Annotated in this window: 31 protein-coding genes; 9 read left to right on the forward strand and 22 right to left on the reverse strand. The window is 33.4% G+C overall.

What is annotated here, in order from left to right; all coding sequences use genetic code 11:
• The 13 genes from BR77_RS06160 to BR77_RS06215 all read right to left on the reverse strand — a co-directional run bounded on the left by BR77_RS06160 (window position 1) and on the right by BR77_RS06215 (window position 8,041).
• Entirely contained in the window at window positions 1-291 is a 291-nt protein-coding gene (locus BR77_RS06160) for a hypothetical protein (protein ID WP_035064292.1), read from the reverse strand.
• A 14-nt stretch (window positions 292-305) separates the two neighbouring features.
• Window positions 306-1,277 carry a DNA cytosine methyltransferase gene (locus BR77_RS06165; RefSeq protein WP_051926685.1) on the reverse strand — a complete coding sequence of 324 codons (972 nt, stop codon included), beginning with the start codon at window positions 1,275-1,277 and terminating at the stop codon, window positions 306-308.
• A 13-nt stretch (window positions 1,278-1,290) separates the two neighbouring features.
• Window positions 1,291-1,563: a hypothetical protein gene (locus tag BR77_RS06170; protein ID WP_080732537.1), complete on the reverse strand. Its 273-nt coding sequence runs from the start codon at window positions 1,561-1,563 to the stop codon at window positions 1,291-1,293.
• Window positions 1,564-1,655: 92 nt separating this feature from the next.
• Window positions 1,656-1,901: a hypothetical protein gene (locus BR77_RS06175; protein ID WP_035064297.1), complete on the reverse strand. Its 246-nt coding sequence runs from the start codon at window positions 1,899-1,901 to the stop codon at window positions 1,656-1,658.
• On the reverse strand, window positions 1,901-2,707 hold the full coding sequence (locus BR77_RS06180) for a DnaD domain protein (protein WP_035064300.1): 807 nt from the start codon (window positions 2,705-2,707) through the stop codon (window positions 1,901-1,903). The genes BR77_RS06175 and BR77_RS06180 overlap by 1 nt, the downstream gene beginning before the upstream one ends.
• 16 nt (window positions 2,708-2,723) lie before the next feature.
• Window positions 2,724-3,416, reverse strand: coding sequence for an MBL fold metallo-hydrolase (locus BR77_RS06185; RefSeq protein WP_035064302.1), 693 nt, complete (start codon window positions 3,414-3,416; stop codon window positions 2,724-2,726).
• A 2-nt stretch (window positions 3,417-3,418) separates the two neighbouring features.
• Window positions 3,419-4,303, reverse strand: a complete 885-nt coding sequence (locus BR77_RS06190; protein WP_035064305.1) for a recombinase RecT — start codon at window positions 4,301-4,303, stop codon at window positions 3,419-3,421.
• Window positions 4,303-4,581, reverse strand: coding sequence for a hypothetical protein (locus BR77_RS06195; RefSeq protein WP_035064308.1), 279 nt, complete (start codon window positions 4,579-4,581; stop codon window positions 4,303-4,305). Before BR77_RS06195 ends, BR77_RS06190 begins: the two co-directional genes overlap by 1 nt.
• A complete protein-coding gene (locus BR77_RS06200) occupies window positions 4,581-6,596 on the reverse strand; it encodes an AAA family ATPase (protein WP_035064310.1) in 2,016 nt (671 codons plus the stop codon). Before BR77_RS06200 ends, BR77_RS06195 begins: the two co-directional genes overlap by 1 nt.
• A 204-nt stretch (window positions 6,597-6,800) precedes the next feature.
• Complete coding sequence (locus BR77_RS19010) at window positions 6,801-6,947, reverse strand: hypothetical protein (RefSeq protein WP_015076757.1); 147 nt, start codon at window positions 6,945-6,947, stop codon at window positions 6,801-6,803.
• Between the two features lie 126 nt (window positions 6,948-7,073).
• Window positions 7,074-7,277, reverse strand: a complete 204-nt coding sequence (locus tag BR77_RS06205) for a helix-turn-helix domain-containing protein (RefSeq protein ID WP_035064314.1) — start codon at window positions 7,275-7,277, stop codon at window positions 7,074-7,076.
• Window positions 7,278-7,289: 12 nt separating this feature from the next.
• Window positions 7,290-7,808, reverse strand: a complete 519-nt coding sequence (locus tag BR77_RS06210; RefSeq protein ID WP_035064317.1) for a hypothetical protein — start codon at window positions 7,806-7,808, stop codon at window positions 7,290-7,292.
• Window positions 7,805-8,041: a hypothetical protein gene (locus BR77_RS06215; RefSeq protein WP_035064319.1), complete on the reverse strand. Its 237-nt coding sequence runs from the start codon at window positions 8,039-8,041 to the stop codon at window positions 7,805-7,807. The genes BR77_RS06210 and BR77_RS06215 overlap by 4 nt, the downstream gene beginning before the upstream one ends.
• A gap of 75 nt (window positions 8,042-8,116) precedes the next feature.
• On the opposite strand from BR77_RS06215, the gene BR77_RS19015 reads away from it, so the two are divergent.
• Window positions 8,117-8,293, forward strand: coding sequence for a hypothetical protein (locus BR77_RS19015; RefSeq protein WP_155520293.1), 177 nt, complete (start codon window positions 8,117-8,119; stop codon window positions 8,291-8,293).
• Here BR77_RS19015 and BR77_RS19020 read toward each other — a convergent pair whose 3' ends face one another.
• Window positions 8,294-8,446, reverse strand: a complete 153-nt coding sequence (locus BR77_RS19020; RefSeq protein ID WP_162922006.1) for a hypothetical protein — start codon at window positions 8,444-8,446, stop codon at window positions 8,294-8,296.
• 40 nt (window positions 8,447-8,486) lie between these two features.
• Window positions 8,487-8,744, reverse strand: a complete 258-nt coding sequence (locus BR77_RS06220; protein WP_034564724.1) for a hypothetical protein — start codon at window positions 8,742-8,744, stop codon at window positions 8,487-8,489.
• Window positions 8,745-8,819: 75 nt separating this feature from the next.
• Between BR77_RS06220 and BR77_RS06225 the strand changes: the two genes are divergently transcribed.
• A complete protein-coding gene (locus BR77_RS06225; RefSeq protein WP_035064322.1) occupies window positions 8,820-9,026 on the forward strand; it encodes a hypothetical protein in 207 nt (68 codons plus the stop codon).
• Here BR77_RS06225 and BR77_RS19025 read toward each other — a convergent pair.
• Both BR77_RS19025 and BR77_RS06230 read right to left on the reverse strand, forming a co-directional pair.
• Window positions 9,004-9,165 carry a hypothetical protein gene (locus BR77_RS19025; protein ID WP_155520292.1) on the reverse strand — a complete coding sequence of 54 codons (162 nt, stop codon included), beginning with the start codon at window positions 9,163-9,165 and terminating at the stop codon, window positions 9,004-9,006. The two genes, BR77_RS06225 and BR77_RS19025, sit on opposite strands and share 23 nt — an antisense overlap.
• 60 nt (window positions 9,166-9,225) lie before the next feature.
• Window positions 9,226-9,456: a helix-turn-helix domain-containing protein gene (locus tag BR77_RS06230; protein ID WP_035064325.1), complete on the reverse strand. Its 231-nt coding sequence runs from the start codon at window positions 9,454-9,456 to the stop codon at window positions 9,226-9,228.
• A 161-nt stretch (window positions 9,457-9,617) separates the two neighbouring features.
• Between BR77_RS06230 and BR77_RS06235 the strand changes: the two genes are divergently transcribed.
• From BR77_RS06235 to BR77_RS06260, 6 genes are all read left to right on the forward strand, one after another.
• Window positions 9,618-10,040, forward strand: a complete 423-nt coding sequence (locus BR77_RS06235) for a helix-turn-helix domain-containing protein (RefSeq protein WP_035064327.1) — start codon at window positions 9,618-9,620, stop codon at window positions 10,038-10,040.
• Between the two features lie 8 nt (window positions 10,041-10,048).
• Window positions 10,049-10,477, forward strand: coding sequence for an ImmA/IrrE family metallo-endopeptidase (locus tag BR77_RS06240; protein WP_035064331.1), 429 nt, complete (start codon window positions 10,049-10,051; stop codon window positions 10,475-10,477).
• Window positions 10,478-10,601: 124 nt separating this feature from the next.
• A complete protein-coding gene (locus BR77_RS19405; RefSeq protein WP_236700907.1) occupies window positions 10,602-11,525 on the forward strand; it encodes an Ltp family lipoprotein in 924 nt (307 codons plus the stop codon).
• Between the two features lie 73 nt (window positions 11,526-11,598).
• Window positions 11,599-11,910 (forward strand): hypothetical protein, encoded by a 312-nt coding sequence (locus BR77_RS06250; protein WP_035064334.1) that lies wholly within the window; start codon window positions 11,599-11,601, stop codon window positions 11,908-11,910.
• A 30-nt stretch (window positions 11,911-11,940) separates the two neighbouring features.
• The gene (locus tag BR77_RS06255) at window positions 11,941-12,762 is read left to right on the forward strand and encodes a TIR domain-containing protein (RefSeq protein WP_035064336.1); all 822 of its coding nucleotides are present in this window, start codon (window positions 11,941-11,943) and stop codon (window positions 12,760-12,762) included.
• A 222-nt stretch (window positions 12,763-12,984) separates the two neighbouring features.
• Window positions 12,985-14,199: a tyrosine-type recombinase/integrase gene (locus BR77_RS06260; RefSeq protein ID WP_155520291.1), complete on the forward strand. Its 1,215-nt coding sequence runs from the start codon at window positions 12,985-12,987 to the stop codon at window positions 14,197-14,199.
• 116 nt (window positions 14,200-14,315) lie between these two features.
• Here the strand turns inward: BR77_RS06260 and BR77_RS06265 are convergent, their stop codons facing one another.
• The 3 genes from BR77_RS06265 to BR77_RS06275 form a co-directional block, all read right to left on the reverse strand.
• Entirely contained in the window at window positions 14,316-15,662 is a 1,347-nt protein-coding gene (locus tag BR77_RS06265) for a glucose-6-phosphate isomerase (protein WP_010051195.1), read from the reverse strand.
• 135 nt (window positions 15,663-15,797) lie between these two features.
• Window positions 15,798-16,190, reverse strand: a complete 393-nt coding sequence (locus tag BR77_RS06270) for a hypothetical protein (protein WP_010051193.1) — start codon at window positions 16,188-16,190, stop codon at window positions 15,798-15,800.
• 93 nt (window positions 16,191-16,283) lie between these two features.
• A complete protein-coding gene (locus tag BR77_RS06275; RefSeq protein WP_010051191.1) occupies window positions 16,284-16,661 on the reverse strand; it encodes a CvfD/Ygs/GSP13 family RNA-binding post-transcriptional regulator in 378 nt (125 codons plus the stop codon).
• A 193-nt stretch (window positions 16,662-16,854) separates the two neighbouring features.
• Between BR77_RS06275 and BR77_RS06280 the strand changes: the two genes are divergently transcribed.
• Window positions 16,855-18,027, forward strand: a complete 1,173-nt coding sequence (locus BR77_RS06280) for a MalY/PatB family protein (RefSeq protein ID WP_015075875.1) — start codon at window positions 16,855-16,857, stop codon at window positions 18,025-18,027.
• A 48-nt stretch (window positions 18,028-18,075) separates the two neighbouring features.
• On the opposite strand, the gene BR77_RS06285 is transcribed toward BR77_RS06280, so the two are convergent.
• Window positions 18,076-18,939 carry an ROK family protein gene (locus BR77_RS06285; RefSeq protein WP_010051189.1) on the reverse strand — a complete coding sequence of 288 codons (864 nt, stop codon included), beginning with the start codon at window positions 18,937-18,939 and terminating at the stop codon, window positions 18,076-18,078.
• Window positions 18,940-19,118: 179 nt separating this feature from the next.
• A complete protein-coding gene (locus BR77_RS06290; protein WP_010051188.1) occupies window positions 19,119-19,712 on the reverse strand; it encodes a peptidylprolyl isomerase in 594 nt (197 codons plus the stop codon).
• Window positions 19,713-19,774: the final 62 nt, after the last annotated feature.

Below are 19,774 nucleotides of genomic sequence, written 5' to 3' on the forward strand. Positions count from 1 at the left end.
CTAATAAATTTCAATTTCGTCTAAATCAACTAAAACTTCAATCCCTTTAGCTATTGAAAATTCTGTAGCCCAATCTGGATATTCTCCGTTTACTTTGATGTCTCCGACACCTTCAACATGAGTATCAATTCCTAGTCTTAAAAGGACTTTGAGAATGTGCTTACCTAAATCGTTAATATTATCAAGATCGTACATTGATTTTGAAAATTCTTCTAACCATTCCTTGTTGTAAATTGATTCATCGATTGAAATTTTAGCTTCCCGTGCTGTTGTGTAATTAAATGTTTTCATGTGTTTTCCCTCCATTAAAATAAGCTTTCTTGCTTAATACCACCGCCATAATTTCCACTTAGTAATACTTTGAATATTGCTTCTAACACTTGAACAACTATTGAATTGCCTGCTTGGTGGTACAATGTTCCGTTTAGCTTCCCTTGCATACCATGATGTTCTTTATTAGCTCGATCAAAATCTTCATCGGTAAAGCCCATTAAGCGCCAACACTCACGCTCTGTTAATATCCGATACTTGTCATTTGATATTTTTATCACTCCTGCGTTAGGACATCTTACTTGCTTTGTCGTGATAGTAAAAGCATGTGTTGTGATTTCTTCTAACATTCCATTGAAATTCGAATGATTTTCATTTCCTGGCAATTTTTTAATCATGCTAGGCTGAGTCAAAATATATTTTTCATCAAATGATGCTTCAAGAAAGTCTGTTATAATCGGCGCTGTAGTTTTTTCTAACTTTGAGTAATCAAAAACATTGCCGTTTAAACAACTAATTGCAAAAAGTCTTTTTCGATGTTGAGGTATTCCAAAATCCAAAGAGTTTAATATCTCATAGTTTGTTGTGTATCCTAGTTTATCGAGATCGTTAATATATCGATTAAATGCTGGTAAATGTTTTTTATTTAAAACGTTTGGAACATTCTCCCAAATCACAACTGAAGGCTTCCACACACCTAAATTCTGTATTATTTGAATAGTTTCAAACATCAGACTACTTCTAGTCCCATCTTCAACGTTTCCCCCGTATTGTTTACCGCCAATCGAATAATCTTGGCAAGGTGAACCATGTATCAACCAATCAGGCCTTAAATTATATCCTCGAACATCTTGGGCAGCATATCGGTTATCAAACATTGCGTTGTAACTACGGACTGCTTTTTCGTTCCATTCAACGTAATCAATGCTTTTATGCTTTATTTTTAAATTGATTAAGGCTTTTTTTGGAGCACCAATCCCACCAAAAAGTTCTAATATTTTGATCACTTACTCCACCTCTTCATATATTTATTTTCTTCCCTGTAGGCGTTACCCTAGTTTCGATTGTTAAAATCCATTGATCCAAGTCATCAAAAGTAAAACCCATTTTAGCTAACTCGTTAGGCAGCCTATTTGCTTCTCTCATGCAGTAAAGATTTTCAAGAGCACACTCGCTACGACCAAATTTAAACAGGTGCTTTTTGGATTTCTCCCCTTGCAACCGGCCATGAAGGTAAACGTATAAATGGCCTTTAGATTTCACAAATTTTAAATATCCAGTGCCTTCTATCACTCGCCTTTCACTCCTTGCCATTGCTGGGTTGTCCCTCGTGGTTAAATATTATTGAGTGGGGGACAACCTCGGTTTAATTGGTTTTATATCTATTATAAAAATTCATCAGCATCCATTCGAACTGCTTCGCTCATATTAAAATAGTCAATAAATTTATTTTGATAGAGCCAAACGTTCGCAATGATAAAAAAGTTTTTAAATAGCTTTTTGCCTTCTTCGCTAGATGGACTTTTTCCCTCAGCCTTTAAGGCTTTAAATTTATCTTTAGATGGTTCAACAACCCAATCTGGCAGATCGTTATACTTGTTCACGTTTAACATTGCTACAGACCAATTCATTATTCATCCTCACTCATTTCTTTTAAAAATTCTTCGTCAGAAGTACGCTCTATCATTTGTTTAGGCGGTTTGTAGTCATCTTTAGCCCAATCTGGCAATGTTTCTTTACGATTAACGCCTTGGTTTGGCTGTTTCTTCTGCTTACGCTGTTCCTCAAAAGTAAGAACATCCTCTCTAGTGCTAAAGCCTTTTGATTCCCAGTTTTTCAATATTGTTTCAAGATACTTATAGCTACGAACGTTGTTAGCAAGCATCGTTTCAATGCCATGAATAACAATATCGTCGTTGCCATTAAAATCCTCTGCCCACATTTTTAAATTTTCAAGAATATAAGGGCTTGCTGTGACTTCAACAAATTTAAGCCAATACGCATCCGCTGTCGTCGTCTGGTCTTGTTTCTGTTTAGTTTCTGTTTTGTTTAGTTTCTGTTTAGTTAATGTACTACTCTGTTGTATACCGTCTTGTATACTCCCTTGTACACTGCGTTGTATACTCTGTTGTGTACTGTCTTGTATACTATTTGACGTATAGAGTACACATACCTTATAAGAAGTAGCTTTTTTACCGTTACTTTTGAAATCAATCAAGCCTAGCTGCTTTAAAACATTTCTGTTTTTATTTATGCCAGCTCTAGATAATCCCGAAAGTGTTTCAAGCGTTTGATTAGCAGCTGTAAACCATTCAATCCATGCACATTTATTGTTTATTTCCATCAATGCGTACCATAAAGCAATTTGTCCACTGGATAATTTAGTTTCATACATCTTGTAATCTCTAAACGCTTGTAACTGTGATAAATAATTCAATTGGCTACCTCCTTCCTTATGCTATATAAACTGGTGTACCTGTAATTGCTTGTATTTCTTTTTTAAAACGTTCAGCATTTGAATTGCTATCAGATAGATGAAGCAACCAAACTTCTTTTAACTCGCTTAAATCAGTCGCTTTTATGAACTCTTTGACGTTCTCTAATGAGAAGTGACTCTTTAATACCCGATTCTTTAAATAGGCTCCTATACGCCCATTTTTAACATTTTCGTTTAAAATATCTAAGGCATAATTACATTCAATCATTAGATGCGTGATCCCTTTAAATTTGTAACGGATATAATAAGTGTCCGTTGCAAAAAGTAGTTTTTCGTTTGTTTTACTGGAATGAATTAGATAGCCAAAAGGCTCGCTCGCATCGTGTTCCGTTGGAAATGGAATAATACTCCAGTTCCCTATTTGTTTCTGTTTTAACGGTTCTAAACAATGGACCCGATAACTTGGAAGTTTCAAGGCCTCTTGAGTTCCTTTACTGGTGAAAGTATCAATACTAGTTGTTTTTAATAGCTCGTTAGCGTATTTAGAGTGATCACCATGTTCATGTGTGATTAAGCAGCCATCAATCGACTGCCAATCACATTTTATTTTGTTTAACTTTATTCCTGCTTCAAGTAGCAAAGAACGCTCACCATCACTGATTTTATAAGCATTCCCTTTACTGCTTGAGCCAAATACTTCGATATTCATAATTAAAATGCTGGCTCAATCGGTGGATTAACTTCATCAAAGAGCTGACTTTGTTCAATTTCAGGACCTTCGTTTTCTTGATAAATCGGAGGCTCTTCTTCCGTTATAAAGTCAATTATTTCTTTATTAGCATTCTCTTTGATTTCAGCTTTAACTTCATCTTCTACCGCTTCAACCTCTTTAGGACCATTATCATACTCATTTTCAGTTGTATTATTAATAGCTTCAATTAGTAAATCACTGTCATCGCTAGTATTTATAAAGGCTTTTGCTGCTCTGTTAATGACAGTACGCTTAGCCATTTCTTGCGGGAATTTCTTCTGAACATTCGTTGTTTTCGCTTGGCTCCAAGATGCATCAATTTCTTTTTTAGTCATTGTAGTTAGAACTTGATCACCATCTTCTTTTTCAATAATTGCATAAACTCCAATGATTTCATTGTCTCTGTTTTCGAACTTCGTATCATGTTTGAGTAGTATTTCTTTTCCTTTTTCAATTGCAATAACAAAGTCATCACCTTTAAAAATGATATTGGCCCATATATCTTTAACTCCACTAAGGCGTTTAAGAACTGCCTGAGTGCCAAAATATGATCGTGTCATTTTAAGATTATTTCCATATGGTACAAAGTAACATTGAGTCTTAGCTGGGCTTAACCCTTGAATAACCATGTCTAAAAGTGAATTTGCAATTGACTCTTTCGAGCATTTTTCTAGTAAATTACCATTAGATGAATTTGTCATTGCGAAAAATGCTGATTTTAAAGCATTGGCTGAGCTATAAGAAGTTGGTAGTGCTAAACCATCGCTCTCCATTTCATTAATTCTTTTTGCTACTGTATCTGTAATATCTTTTTGAATGACCATAGGCGCTTGGTTAGTTGTCATTATTTGATTACCTCCTGAAATATTTTTCTGATTGTTTCCTCATGCCCTTTAATTGCATCCTCTTCATTTGAGTATCGTTTGCAATAAATATCTCCAAAATCAATTATTTCTTCTGCTTGATTCGAAGGGAAAACCATCGTTTCATATCCTGCATCAACGGTGCATGTAGTTGATACGTGAAAATAACATTTCTTGCGATTGATCCAGGTTCTTATATGGAAATTTTCGTGTAGCGTTCGTTTTAACTTCCACTCAGCCTCGTATTTTTCCATATCCATTACGCTACCTCCATTTTCAAGTCTTTGTCTTTACTTACGCTTAACGTGATTGTTTGGGCTTGTACTGCTAATAAATCATTAATTGATTCTGCATTGTCAATAAAAATTGGTGCGTTTATTTGGTTGATTTCGGTTACTGTGTTGATAATATCTAACCCTGCATTAATTCTTGCAGCGTTGTTTAGTCCTGATGAATAAGGAACGCCCTTAACAGTTACCTCGCATACTTCTTTAAGACCGCCGTTTATTTGTTCTTCAAACAGTTTGAAATCAACATAATTAAATTTGGCGTTAATTTTACTAGTTAGTAGGTCAACTTTTGTTCTAATAAATTCATCTAGTAAATAGAGTTGTTGATCTAACTCACCGAATTTAACTGATAAAAGTTTTTCTTCCTCAATCAATTCTTGCTTACGAGCTTCTTGTTTTTCAGATAAAACATACTCATAAAGCTGTTCGTTCAGCTGATTAATAGATAATTTAATGTTACTGATAACCTCTTTTTGCGATTGAAGCTCTTTATCATCGCCAGTTTGAATTGTGATGATTTCTTGCTTAATTGCTTCAATTTCAACAATTTTCTTTTTATACTGTTCTGTTTCAATGAAAGGAGTAGCATTATTTTGAATTGCTTCAATTTGCTTAATAATTGCTGTGTGTTGGCTTTTTAGGTCATCACGTACTTTTATTCGTTTATCAAGTTCTGTTGTATCAGCCACCTGATTTTGTAGGTCTTGAAGTAATTCTTCGTGTACTTCCTCTTCTTTTGAAAGGCTCGTTCCTTGCTCGTTTATTTGTTCTAATTCGCTAGCTCGGTTTAAATTGAAAGCTTCACGTTCTTTTTGATAGGTTTCTTTAATTGTCGCCTGCTGTTCAACTGGAAGATCTTGGTTACAGAACTGACAAGTTGTTTTATGTTCGTCAAAGTCTGGAAAATTGTTATCTCGGATAGAAATATATTTATTTCTCAAACCTTCTTTTTCCTGTTGAAGTCTGCTGATATAACTTTTTTCGGATTCAATATCAGTTTTCAAACTAGAAATATGCTTCTCTTCCTCTAAGACTTCATTTTGAGCCGACATAGCTTGTTCATATACAATTTGCTTACCTGATTGTAAACCTGCTATTTTTTCGTTCTGTTTAATCGTGTAATTACTTTTATCTGCTTCAAGTTCAGCTACTTTGGTAGTTAACTCTGAACGTTTGTTTGTAAGATACGTTCCATTTGTTTTACTGGCTAGTTCCTGTTCATTTTTGGCTAGTTCGGTTTCACGACTGGTTTTTTTAGCTTCTAAACTTATTTTATTTTGAATAGTTAAGTCTGGATTAATTGACCGGTCCACTTCATCAATTCTTTGAGGAATATTATCTAAGTCCTTGTTAATGTTTCTTCGTTCTTCAGCAATCATTTGGCGCTTATCTTCTACTGAATGCTTTCCAAGGATATCTAGCAACGGTTTAAGTTCTTTGTTACTCTCAATTACTTGAATATCTGTTAAATCTTCTACTAGGCTGAATAACATTTTACGTCTATCTTTGGCTGGCATCTTCTCAGCTATATAGTAGATATTTGTAATTTGTTTAAATGTTTCTTCGTTAACAATTTCTTCAATTCGCTTTTTAAACTTAATTTGAGTTTGTTTTAATCCGTCAATCCTATATGTGGCATCGTGGCCTTCAAATGTTTCAGCGTTCGAACCTCGTTTCTTAGTCCACTTCTCTTTATTCATACGAGAAAACTCGATTTCTTCACCATCAATTAGTAATTCAAGCACAACTTCGGTCTCTAAATGATGAATTTCTTGATTATTCTGATCCAGCGGCTTCCATGAAAACTTGGTTGAATCCTTGCTATCTTTACCGAATAAGCACCATAGAAAGGCATCGTATAAGGTTGTTTTACCTGTAGCATTATCACCGAAAACTTGGACATTCTTAACGTTCGCTGCTAACTCAAACTCCTTAAATCCTTTAAAGTTCCGTACTTTCATATTGATTAATTCAATTTTTTTCATTGTTGTGTTCCTCCTAATATGGTAGAATTACTTTAATATATTTTTCTAAGCCGACTAACTGGGAGTGCAATCCTGGTTGGTCTTTTTTTGTGGTAATCCGCAAATCCCGCAAAATTTATGATCATGTTTAATTCGGTCAAATCCGCATCTTTCACAAGTGCGACAAATTTCAGGAGACATTTTTTCATCCTTGATAATTTCCATTTATATCACCACCGATACAAGTAAAACGATTGCGCCACATGCGATTGGAAAACCTAAACCGCCGTAAAACCACAAAGCCATGTTTTTATTTTCAATTCCAAAATAATCATTTAGGCTACTTACTGCTGTTTTTACTTTTTCTTCCATGGATCATACCCCCTGAGATAATTTTTTTACTTTCATCTTTCGAATGTGCTTTGTTTTCAGATAAGTGCAAGTTAGTAATAACCGAAACGCTGATTAATACTCCTATCACAACACCAATAAATTCATTCATTTGCTTACCTTTCCGCCTGCCAGCGATTTATTTTTAAACCAATTATCTGCCTCAATTAAATCAATCCGGATAATAGAATCTTTACGATCATTCGGCAAAGGATTATTTCGATCGTTTGTCCATCTATATATCGTTTTAGTTGAAACTTTAAAATGTGCGGCAACCTCTTTGACTGTTTTCCATTCAGCAACTTGTTGCATAACTACTCCTCCTTATGTTAGGTAACCTTCTGAAAGCCAATAAGGAATTCTTATCTTTATTAACTGATTGGTTGATACATCAATCTTTCTATTAATTAAACTTACTATTTTCAGCTCAATTAAAATTTCATCTAAAAACTCATTTGCATATGCTGCTAATACTGACTTATCCGAATCTGTTAACTTATGATTGAGTATCGTTAATGCCAACTCAGCTTGCTCTTTCATTGCTTTTCGTTCGTTTGATTCTTTTCTTTGGAAAACATCCATTGCAAATGCTGATTCTTCGTACTTATCAGAGTTAAAATTCGGTAAAGTACCAAAACTCTCGTGCGCCAGTTGTTGGCTTAATTCTGAATCATTTATCACTGATGCAATTTCTACCATTGCATCAACAGGAGTTGGACCTCCGTTGTAATATCCGTTCACAGTTGATTTAGCACGATGTATTTCTCTAGCTAAATGAGTTTGTTGGATATGTTTTCTTCCAGATGCTTCTATTAAAAATGGACTAATTACTTTTGAACTCAACTTGCTAGCCCCCAATCAAGTGTTACTCGGTTTGTTTCTGGTTCTACTAAAACTAAAATATTTGATGATTCCAGTTGATCCGCATAATCTTCAATTTCATTAAATGTAAATGGCAATCTATCGGTTTTATTTCCTTCCAAAACATTATTGCCAATGATTTCAGCAATTCGTTTTAATTTGTAATACTCCTTTTTTTCAATTACAACTTTTGTTAACTCTTCGATAATATTCATGTGTGTGTTTCCTCCTGTTCGCTATTTGTTCCCTCTTCTCATTGATATAATTAATTTGAAAGCGAGGTGAATTTTATGGATAAATTGATGCGTGATTTAGAAAAACAAGGTAAACAATTTGCAAAAGATGATGCTTTAAAAAGTACCTATGAAATCAACTGTGAACACTGTAAAAAAATGATTAAGGTTAAAGTTGGTACTAGCAAATGTCCTTACTGCAATAAAGATGTTAAGCTAGAACTTAAATTCTAATTATTTTTTTACCGAAAATTCAAACTCGATTGAAGCCAATTCTTCTGATAGGGATTTGGCTTCTTTTAGTAGGTTTACTAATTTTTTAGCTTTTTCTAAATTTTCATCCATATCAGTAATTTCTACATCTAAAACTACTTTTCCTTCGTTCATTTTTTCACTCCTCTCTTTTCAGTACTTACTCACCCTTTAGTTAGTTGGCTAAAACATTAAGAATTTCTGATCCATATTCTAGCGGTGCCGGAACTATTTTTATCCAATACTTAGATGAATAGTTTTCGGTACTGTTACTATATATATCAATTCTATTTTCTAATATTGGTGGATTTTTATACCACATGATACTTCTTACTTGAACTTCATCTTCATTAGCTGCAACTACGATATAAGTTTTTTTACCACTAATCTCAATGCAATCACCCTTTTTAAAATATCCTTCATTGTTTTTCATAGATGCGTTTCCTCCTGTTCGCTGTTTGTTCTCTAATTCAATTGATATAATTAAATTGAAAGTGAGGTGATAAAAATGGAATTAACTATATATTTAAAAAGTGGTAAAATAATTTCTGTACCAGGCTTAAAAGAAATCAAATACCTTCACAGAGGAACTTGGACGACTATTAATTCTGATTTTTCTGAAATACCATTAAATGAATCTTTAACCTACAACTTTATAGGTACTAATAAAGTTGCGATGAATGCAGTAGAAATTAGTTATATTGACATTCAGTAATTACCTTTATAAGCTCAGCGATGGATGCAACCATTGCTGGGTTTGTTTCTGTTTCTTTTAATTCACAAATTTCTTTAACGAGAACCAAACTAGAATTTATCGCTTCTTTATAAAGTTCATTGAATTCTTTATTTTCCATTTTCTTTTCCTCCTTTTCGTACTTGACTAGCTTTTAGTTCGGGGGTGGTAGTGATAGAATTTACTTAACGAATTCTTTAATAACGTTATCCGTTAGTTCGTCGTTAAAAAAAATATTCATATCAACTCCCAAAAATTTTGCGATATAAAACAGAACATTTGGATCAATTTTTTTCGCTTCTTTTTCTAATCGGTAATATTGCATTTCACTTAATGATGCATATTTTGCAACCGATGTTTGAGTAATGCCTTTTGCTTCTCTAATTTTTTTAATATTTTCTTGGACTGACATAATTTACTCCTTTCATATAACGTATTCCGTTACTTTATATCTATATAATACTAACGTTTTACGTTATTGTCAATCTTTTTTTGTATAAAACTAAATAATTCCGTTAGTTTAGTAACAAATTCCGTTATTTATGATATATTAACTTTTAAAGAGGTGGGAACATGCGTACTGGTGAGAGAATAAAAAACACAAGAAAAAAACAAGGACTTACTCAAAAGGAATTAGCTGATAAGGTTCATCTTACAGCTCAAGTAATTTCTAATATAGAAAGAAGTTACACAACTGCTAGTTCCGATGATTTAGCTAGAATTGCAGATGTTCTTAACACAACTCCAAATTACTTGTTGGGAAAAGAAGAAAATGCCAATAACTACTATGAATTAACTAATAAAGATGAAAAAGACATCGCGGAACGATTACAAGTTATGATAGAAGATTTAGAAAATAACGCACACTACTCAAAAGAAAATGGAGAAATGGACGACAACACTAGAGAACTTTTAATCATGTCGCTTGAAAATTCGTTGAGAATTGCTAAACAAGAAGCCAAAAAGAAATTTACTCCTAAAAAATATCGAAATTAGGTGACTAAATGAGTTTAGATATTATTGATAAAAAATTACATTTATTAGTTAATAATCATCAAACAAGAGACCCATTTAAATTAGCTCATGAACTAGGTGTAAAAATTATTATGGAGGATTTAGGTGGCATATACGGATATTACAATAAGGAATTACGAATTAAGTTTATTCATTTAAACAATCATATAAGTGAAGATTATTTGAACTTCACATGTGCTCATGAATTAGCTCACTCAATATTTCATTCAGATTCCAATACTCCTTTTCTTTCTGCGCAATCGTTAACTTCATCTTTAAAAATTGAAATGGAAGCAAATTATTTTGCTTCTAATTTAAGAATGGACGGATCGCATGAAGGCTTAGGAATCGATAATAAATATACAATATTAGATTACTACAACCTCCCCCTTGAAATGGAAAGGTTTCTATACAAATAAAAAAAGCTCTAACCAGTCGTGGGGACTGATTAGAACTCATAGTATCATAACAAATATATTATAACATGAAAAGAATATCTATTGAAGTGGTCTCATTAGTTATTTTATTCAAAAAGGAGGAAATATGAGTACGTTTTTTGTATTGTTATTAATTTTATCAGCTGTTGGAGTATGGTATTTTATAAAAAAGAAGCCTGATAAAAAAATGAGAAATTATTCGATAATCGCTTTATTAGTTTGTTTTGTATTAGTGGGTGTAACCTCTCCTGATTCAGGTAAATCAGAAACAACCGAAAAAGAAGTTGCTTCTAAAGATACAGCTTCTAAGAAGGAATCTGAACAAAATAAAGATTCTTCAAAACAAGATTTGCCTTTAGAGCTAGATTCATTAGATATAGAAACCGATAAGGATGGAAATGCTGTAATAACAGGTAAAACAGAACCTGGGTCAGAGATTAAAATAGGGCTCGGTATTATGAACGAGTCTTCATTAGCTAATGAGCAAGGAACTTTCTCAATTTCTTATTCTTTATCAAAAAACAAAGATAAAATTATAGAAATCACTTCTTCACTTGATGGAAAATCTTCTACTAAAAAAACTAAAATAACTCCTTCTGCAGAATATTTGGCTGCTGCAAAAACGGAAGAAGACAGGTTAAAAAAAGAAGCTGACGATAAAATTGCGGCTGAATCTCAGGCCAAAGCAGAAAAAAAAGCGGCTCAGGAAGCAGCAGCAAATGTTCCAACTGAATACAAGTCAGCTTTAAAGTCAGCTGAAACTTATTCTAAAAATATGTATATGTCTCGTATGGGAATATATGATCAGTTAACTTCTGAATATGGTGAAAAGTTCTCTGCTGAAGCTGGACAATATGCAATTGACAATATTAAAGCAGATTGGAATGCTAATGCACTTAAAACTGCTAAGAATTACCAAGATAATATGGCTATGTCTCCAGAGGCAATTAGAGATCAATTAACTTCTGAGCATGGTGAGAAATTCACTCCTGAAGAAGCTGACTATGCCGTAACAAATTTGAACAATTAAAAGTCATAAGATTAGCCTTCGGGCTTTTCTTAAAAAACAAAAAAGAACATACATTCGAAAGGAAGTAAATATAATGAATTATCAAGACTTTATGGAATACATGCAAGAAAATTTAACAAGTTACCCCTTTTTCATGGAAAAAGCTAAAAATTTCCAGTTAGAAAAAAACAAAGCCCGAGCTAGTAAAGCTAAATGGAATGAGGCTAAAGTAGAACGTGCTACATCTCTAATGTGGACGCAAGCAATGGATACGCTATATGGACAATTAAAGACCCAAATAGGCATACCAGCAATCAATGGTACTCAGAAATGGATTGCTTTCATTGAAGAAAATGAAGTTATTGAAAATGTTAATGAAGGATTATCTGAAGTTGAATTTGAATAAAAATTTAAAATATATTTTAGGAGGAATAACATGTCTAGTATTTCAATGATTGAAAGTAAAATTAGAAGATTACAATCTGATATTAGCTCAAATGAGAAAAAAAGAATGAATGCCGCAAAAGATGAAGCTAACTCTTTTAAAAAAATTAATACAGCTAACTCTGCAATTGCTCGATCTAAAAATAGTACAACAATAAATTCAAGATTAAAAGAAATTGAAAGAGAGAATAATAAAATTCAAAAATCTAAACAAATTCAAGCATCTTGTTTGGAAAAAATATTAAAAGTTCAGGCGCAATTAAATAAAGCAAATTCTGATTTAATTAAAGAACAACAAAAATTACAGGCCAATGTAATGAGAGAACAGCAAATTAAAATTGATTCATTCAAAAGAAATCAAAATATAATTGCTGATTCAATCAATACTGAACCAGCTGAAAAAAAAGAGTACGATGTGTTTATATCCCACTCAGCGAACGATAAAGATTACGTTAATAAATTAGCAACTCAACTAAAAGAATCTGATGTAAAAATATGGTATGACTCTGATAGTATTGGTTGGGGCGAGAGTATCAGAACATCTATCGATAAGGGCCTTAAGAATTCAAAATTTGGAATAGTTATCATTTCAACTTCTTTTATTGAAAAATACTGGACACAGTACGAAGTTGATGGACTTCTTAACAAAGAGCAAGCTAGTGGTGGAAGAATAGTGTTCTTACCAATATGGCATAATATTACTGCTGATGAAGTAGCTGATTATAGCCCTTCTATTTCAGGGAAACTAGCCCTAAATACATCATACGATACAATTGAATATATTGTAGAAAAAATTATTGACCTTCTAAAATAATTTTTTCCAGAAACTATAATCTCAGAAGTCATTTAGCCATTTCACATTAGTTGATTTGGCTTTATTATCCAAAAAAGAACCTACATAAGTATTTCGATGATTAAAATACGTTTATTCGTAAAATAAGTTTCCATTTATCGAACTCAGTAATCTGAATTTCTTACTTGAAAGGAGGCGATTCGGAACTATGACAGCATAGTTCATTCTTTGAATTCCTTTTTTATGAGCCTGCCAGCTGTAGGAGGAATTTTCATGGCATCAATAGTGCCTTATAAGTTAAAAAGCGGTAAAAAGCTATGGCGTTACCAAATCAGAGCTGGTATTAACCCAGCAACTGGTAAAGAAAAAAAAGTAGGAAAACGCGGGTTTAGAACTCGTGCAGCTGCTAAAGAAGCTGCAAAGGAAGCTGAATATCTTTATAACATTGGGGAATTAGATGTTGAAACCTCAGATATGTTAATAAAAGATTATTTAGACGAATGGATCACTCATTACAAGATTGATGTTAAACCTGGAACGATAAAAGTTCATACGTATAACATTAATCACTATATTATTCCGCATATAGGATTCACTAAATTAACGGAATACACTCTTTCAAAGCATCAAAAATTCATTAATAAGCTTTATGATGATTGTAAACTAGCAACTTCTACTATTCGGTTAATTAACGGAACTCTTCATAATGCAATGAAAAAAGCAAAACGTATGGAGTTAATTAAAAACAATCCATGCGAAGGTGCTGAGTTCCGAAAAAAAGTAGTAAGTAAGCAAGAAGAACTCGTTTATTTTAACCAAAAACAAGCATCCATTTTTTTAGAACAAGCAAAAAAAGAAAGAGCTTATATTTTTTATTACATCTTTCTTGCTTGTTTAAACACAGGGTTGCGTATTTCAGAAGCTATGGCTTTGCAGTGGTCTGATATCGATTTGGAAAAGAAAGAAATTGATATCAATAAATGTCGGCTATACAGACAAGAAAACAAGGATCAAATTGTTTTCGGACCTCCAAAGACAAACTCCGGCTTTCGAACGCTGATCATGTCAGATGAATTATATGACTCTTTAATTGAATTGAAAAAAATTCAACGATCAAATAATTTGAAAAATGGATTTAAAAGAAAGTATCCAGAATATGATTTCGTTTATTGCTTTTCAGATGCTCGTCCAATCGCACACAGAACGCTCTCAGGAGCTTTTGATAGGATTACGACTAAATGTAACGGAGACGTTCCAAAAATCACGATACACGATATGAGGCATACTTTTGCTATCATGTTACGTGAAGCAGGTGTGACCTTAGAGGACATAAAAGATATTCTTGGCCATAAAAATATTGAGGCTACATTTATCTATGCTTCCTTCTCTCCTGTTGCAAATCAAAACGCAATGAAAAAATATAATGAGTACAAGAAAAAGTTAATTGTAAATATGTAAAAATACCCTATAAATTGAAAAGTGGTATCGAAACGGAACCACTACGGAACCACGAACCACTTTTCAATATTTTCAGGGTATTTATTTTAGTTCAATATTTCTCTCAAAATGTTGTTTTATAAACGTTCGTTCAATTCTTTAGCTAATTCTTCAAATCCAGGTTTGCCTAATAAAGCAAACATGTTCTTTTTGTAAGCTTCAACTCCTGGTTGATCAAATGGATTCACTCCATTTAAATAACCAGAGATTCCAACTGCAATTTCAAAGAAATACATCAGATAGCCTAATGTATAAGCATCTGTTTCAGGAATTGTTACTAATAGATTTGGGACATCACCATCTGTATGGGCTAATAATGTTCCTTGGAATGCTTTTGTGTTAACAAAATCAATTTCTTTCCCTTGTAAATAACCTAAACCATCTAAATCTGCTTCAGTTACTGGGATTTTAATATCATGACGTGCTTTATCTACTTTGATCACTGTCTCAAAAATATTGCGACGTCCTTCTTGGATATACTGCCCTAAAGAATGTAGATCTGTTGAGAAGTTTGCACTTGAAGGGTAGATACCTTTTTGATCTTTTCCTTCAGACTCGCCGAATAATTGTTTCCACCACTCAGAGAAGTATTGTAAACTTGGCTCATAATTAATTAAAAGTTCTGTTACTTTGCCTTTACGGTATAAAGCATTACGGACAGCCGCATATTGATAAGCTTCATTTTCTTCTAATTTAGGATTAGAGTAAGCTTCACTTGCATCTGCTGCACCTTTCATTAAGCTATCAATATCAGCTCCACTAGCAGCAATTGGTAATAAACCAACTGGAGTTAATACTGAAAAACGCCCACCAACATCATCTGGAATAATGAACGATTCATAGCCTTCAGCATTAGCTTCATTTTTTAAAGCGCCTTGTGCTTTATCTGTTGTTGCATAAATACGTTTTTTAGCTTCTTCAGCACCGTATTTTTTAACTAACAATTCTTTAAAGACACGGAACGCAATTGCTGGTTCAGTTGTTGTACCTGATTTTGAAATAATATTTACTGAAAAATCACGATCTCCAATAATATCAATTAAGTCATGTAAATAGCTTGAACTAATACTATTTCCTGCAAAAAAGATTTGTGGGGCTTTGCGATCTTTAGAATCTTGTAGATTATAGAAAGAATGATTCAAGAAATCTAGTGCTGCTTTAGCTCCTAAATAAGAACCACCAATTCCGATAACAATTAATACTTCTGAGTCAGATTGAATTTTTTTAGCTGCTGCTTTAATACGAGCAAATTCATCTTTATCGTAATTTTTTGGCAAATCAATCCATCCTAGGAAATCATTTCCTTGGCCTGTTCCTTTACGTAGCATTTCATCAGCTGTTGTAACTTGTTGTTGTAAATATGCTACTTCATGTGGTTGTAAGAACTTATCAATCTTTGAATAATCAAATTGAATATGTGGCATGTTAAACCCTCCGACATCAAATTTTTGTGAAACTTTTCTCACTATACTGCTCTTATACTTTAGTAGTTTTTCATAAAAATTGCAAGAAAAAACAGCAAATCTTTTTAAGAATTTGCTGCTCTTGAAATATATGTTCTAAAATTGTGGTACACCAGAAATTTCCCATGTTGATAAAGCACCACGAATAGCATCTGTGTGTTGCCATGATAAAGTATCATCCTTTGACACTTTTAACAAACTTTCTAAGTCATCTAGGTTTTCTGTTAGTTCAAATACAAATAACGGTATCCGCACGTCTGCAACAATTGCATTCGTTAATTCAAACAAATGTAATGATGAGACATCAATGGTTAACTTATGTTTTAAGTCCTCTAAAATACTAGCAAGTCCTGTTCTGTTTTCTGCTATTTTTGCTGATGGAAAACTAAAATTAGCTGTTTCCCCAGTTTTATTTGACACTAAAAATACTGATCTACCTTCTTGATCCATAGTCATCACTGTTCCAGCAACCCATTGCTTCTCTATCATTTTTGTATGCACCCCACACTATAATTTTGAAAGATTTACATTCTGTATCATAACACATTTTTCTAAAATTAAAAGATGTTCAATGAAAAAGATTTATTTCTGCCTTTTTTTTTCGTCATTTTTTGCTTCTTCAATCCATTTCGGCATCATTTGTCGTAATGATTCAAACCCGACTTTATCTGCTTTATCTGGTCGATATTTCCGTTTTTTATAATGATAGTGCATCGTCGACTTTTGTTCTAACGAGCGCATAGATAAACTTATTTTTTTGGTATATTCATCTATATCAATAACCATTACTTCTATTTCTTCTCCAACCTGCAAAACTTCATTTAAATTTTTTACAAACCCATGTTTACATTCGGAGATGTGCACTAAGCCTTGGGTGTCTTTATCTAAAGAAACAAAAGCTCCGTAAGGTTGAATGCCTGTAACCTTGCCTTTTACAATCATGCCAATTTTATATGTCATTCCTTCACCTCATTTTTTCCATCATCCTGTAGTATTCTCTCTTATATTATACCACCACTTTTAAAAAAAGGGAGTTTTATTTGCCTTTCGAAAAAACTCAATCCCGTAATTTTAAGTCTGACTTTTGAGAAAACCTTTCCTTTGCAGTATAATGAGTAAAGAGAACTTATTTAATGGAGAAGGATGTGGATTTATGCAAGCAAATTTTGATGAAATTATAAACCGTAAAGGCACTAATTCTGTTAAGTGGGATATGCTGACAGAAAAATTCGGCTCTGAGGACGTTTTACCTATGTGGGTCGCGGATATGGATTTTGCTACACCTAAGACAATTCTATCTGCCTTGAAAAAAAGTCTAGATGTTCAAATTCTTGGCTACTCAATTCCTAGTGATGGATTATATGACGCCATAATTGATTGGCAAAGTAACCACCATCAGCTAAATTTGAATAAATCCGACATTTTATTTTCACCTGGCGTTGTACCTAGTTTAGCATTAATGGTTACAGCTCTAACTGAACCAGGGGATAGTGTTATGATACATGATCCTGTCTATCCACCATTTACAGAAGTTGTAAGAAGTAATCAACGTCAATTAGTTCGTTCTAGCTTAATCATTGAAAATAAACAATTTAAAATGGATTTTGTTGATATCGAAGAAAAATTGAAGAATCATTCAGTCAAATTATTTATTCTATGCAATCCTCATAATCCTGGTGGACGGGTTTGGTCGACAACCGAGTTGAAACAACTTGCTGAGTTATGTAAAAAATATAAGGTCATTTTAGTTAGTGATGAAATTCATGGTGACTTGGTTTTCGCACCACACTCATTTACTTCTGTCGTTACGCTTGATCCAAGTTATCAAGAGTTTGTCGTTACACTAACTGCTGCTACCAAAACATTTAATATGGCTGGTGTGAAGCACTCCATGATTTTTGTTAAAAATAAAGAATTAAAAGCAAAAATTGCGATGGAGCAACACAAAAGCGAACAAGACGGCATTAATACTTTTGGCTATGTTGCCACAGAAGCTGCCTACAACACAGGCGAAGTTTGGCTAGAAGAGCTATTAGACTATCTTAGTGAAAATTTAGATTATGCCTGTAAATTTTTGGAAAAGGAATTGCCACAAGTTAAATTTTTAAAACCAGAAGCAACTTATCTAATTTGGCTTGATTGTTCTTACTTAGGATTAAGCGATTCAGCCTTAAGGAAGCAATTAGTTAACATGGGACGCTTAGGCTTAAATCCTGGAATTAGCTTTGGACCAAACGGCAGTCAATTTATGCGAATGAATATCGCTACTTCTCGGGCTACTTTGAAAGAAGGCTTAGAACGCTTAAAAGTAGCTTTAACTAAATAAATTTAAACTAAATAAAAAATGCGACTAGAATTAATAGTCGCATTTTTTTTATTTAGTTAATTCATCTGCTGCTAATAATAAACAGCCTGTAACTCCAGCATTATCACCTAAGCCTGGAGCAACTATATATTCTTCTAATGGAGGAACAGCTACATAACCAGCCATTAATTTTTTAAACTCTTCTCTAACTAATGTATAGAGTTGGTTTTGCTTCATTACTCCGCCACCTAAAACAATTCTTTCTGGACTTAAAATTAGAGTATAATTCATTAATGCTTGCGCTAAATAATAGGCTTCCATTTGCCAGACTTCTATTTTATCTGCCAATTCATGACCTTTCACACCGTAACGTCCTTCAATAGCCGGACCTGCAGCAATTCCTTCTAAGCAATTTCCATGGTATGGACAAAATCCACCATAGCTCTCATCTGGATGCAATCTAACTAACATATGTCCCATTTCTGGATGACCATATCCCGCTAGCAGCTTCCCATTTACAACAGCTCCGCCACCAATACCAGTTCCCACAGTTAAATACACACAACTGTCTAACCCAATTGCCGCACCCTTTTTCAATTCGCCAAGTGCTGCTGCATTCACATCTGTTGTCCAACCAACAGGAATTTCATAACGTTTTTTTACTGCTCCTAAAAAATCAAAATTAGTCCAAGCAACTTTTGGAGTCGTTGTAACATATCCATAGGTCGCTGATTTTTTATTAACATCAATTGGTCCAAACGAGCCAATTCCAATTGAATCCAACTTAAATTGATCAAAAAACTCAAAAACGTGGCTTAAGGTCTCTTCAGGTGTTGTGGTTGGTATACTTACTCGTTCTTTAATTTCAAAGTTTTCATCGCTGATTGCACAAACAAATTTAGTCCCGCCAGCTTCAATTGCCCCATACATCATTCATGTAACTTCCTTTCTTAACTACAGGTTTATTTTGCATCTTTATTGTAGCATAAATTTTTTTTAAAATGATGCCGTTTTCACAATTTAATTAAAATCTGTGCACTTTGCCTAAATTTCTAGTTTTAATCTACACGACAAAAAAAGACTGAAGATTTTCATCTCCAGTCTTTTGCTAATTAATCAGCAATTTCAATTGATTCAATACGTACGCCATTAACCGGTTTATCTTGCGCACCACGTTTTACATTTTGGATATCGTAAACAACATCCATGCCTTCAATTACATGACCAAAAACAGTATGACGGAAATCCAACCAAGGAGTTCCTCCGTTTTTAGCATAAGCATCAATTACTTCTTTCTCATAACCAGCGCCTTCTAATTGAGTTAACATATTTTGCGGTACTTCTGTATTTGAAACAATAAAGAATTGGCTTCCATTAGTATTAGGACCCGCATTAGCCATTGAAAGTGCACCATTTAGGTTAAAGGCTTGTTTTGAGAATTCATCATTAAACTCTTCACCCCATAGACTTTCGCCACCCATACCTGTTCCAGTTGGGTCGCCACCTTGAATCATGAAGTCAGGAATAACACGGTGAAAAATAATTCCATCATAATAACCTTTTGCTGCTAAACCTAAAAAGTTTTCAACTGTTTTAGGAGCTAAATCTGGGAATAATTTAAGCTTAATATCTCCCATTGTCGTTTTCATTGTTACTAATTTTTCGTTTGCTGCCACTTCTGTCGATAATTGTGGAAATTGAGTCATATTCAGCAGTCCTCCTACAAAATTATTTTACTCTCCTATCATAACCAACTCTTTCGATTTTT

Source organism: Carnobacterium maltaromaticum DSM 20342, from assembly GCF_000744945.1.
GTDB classification, from domain to species: domain Bacteria; phylum Bacillota; class Bacilli; order Lactobacillales; family Carnobacteriaceae; genus Carnobacterium; species Carnobacterium maltaromaticum.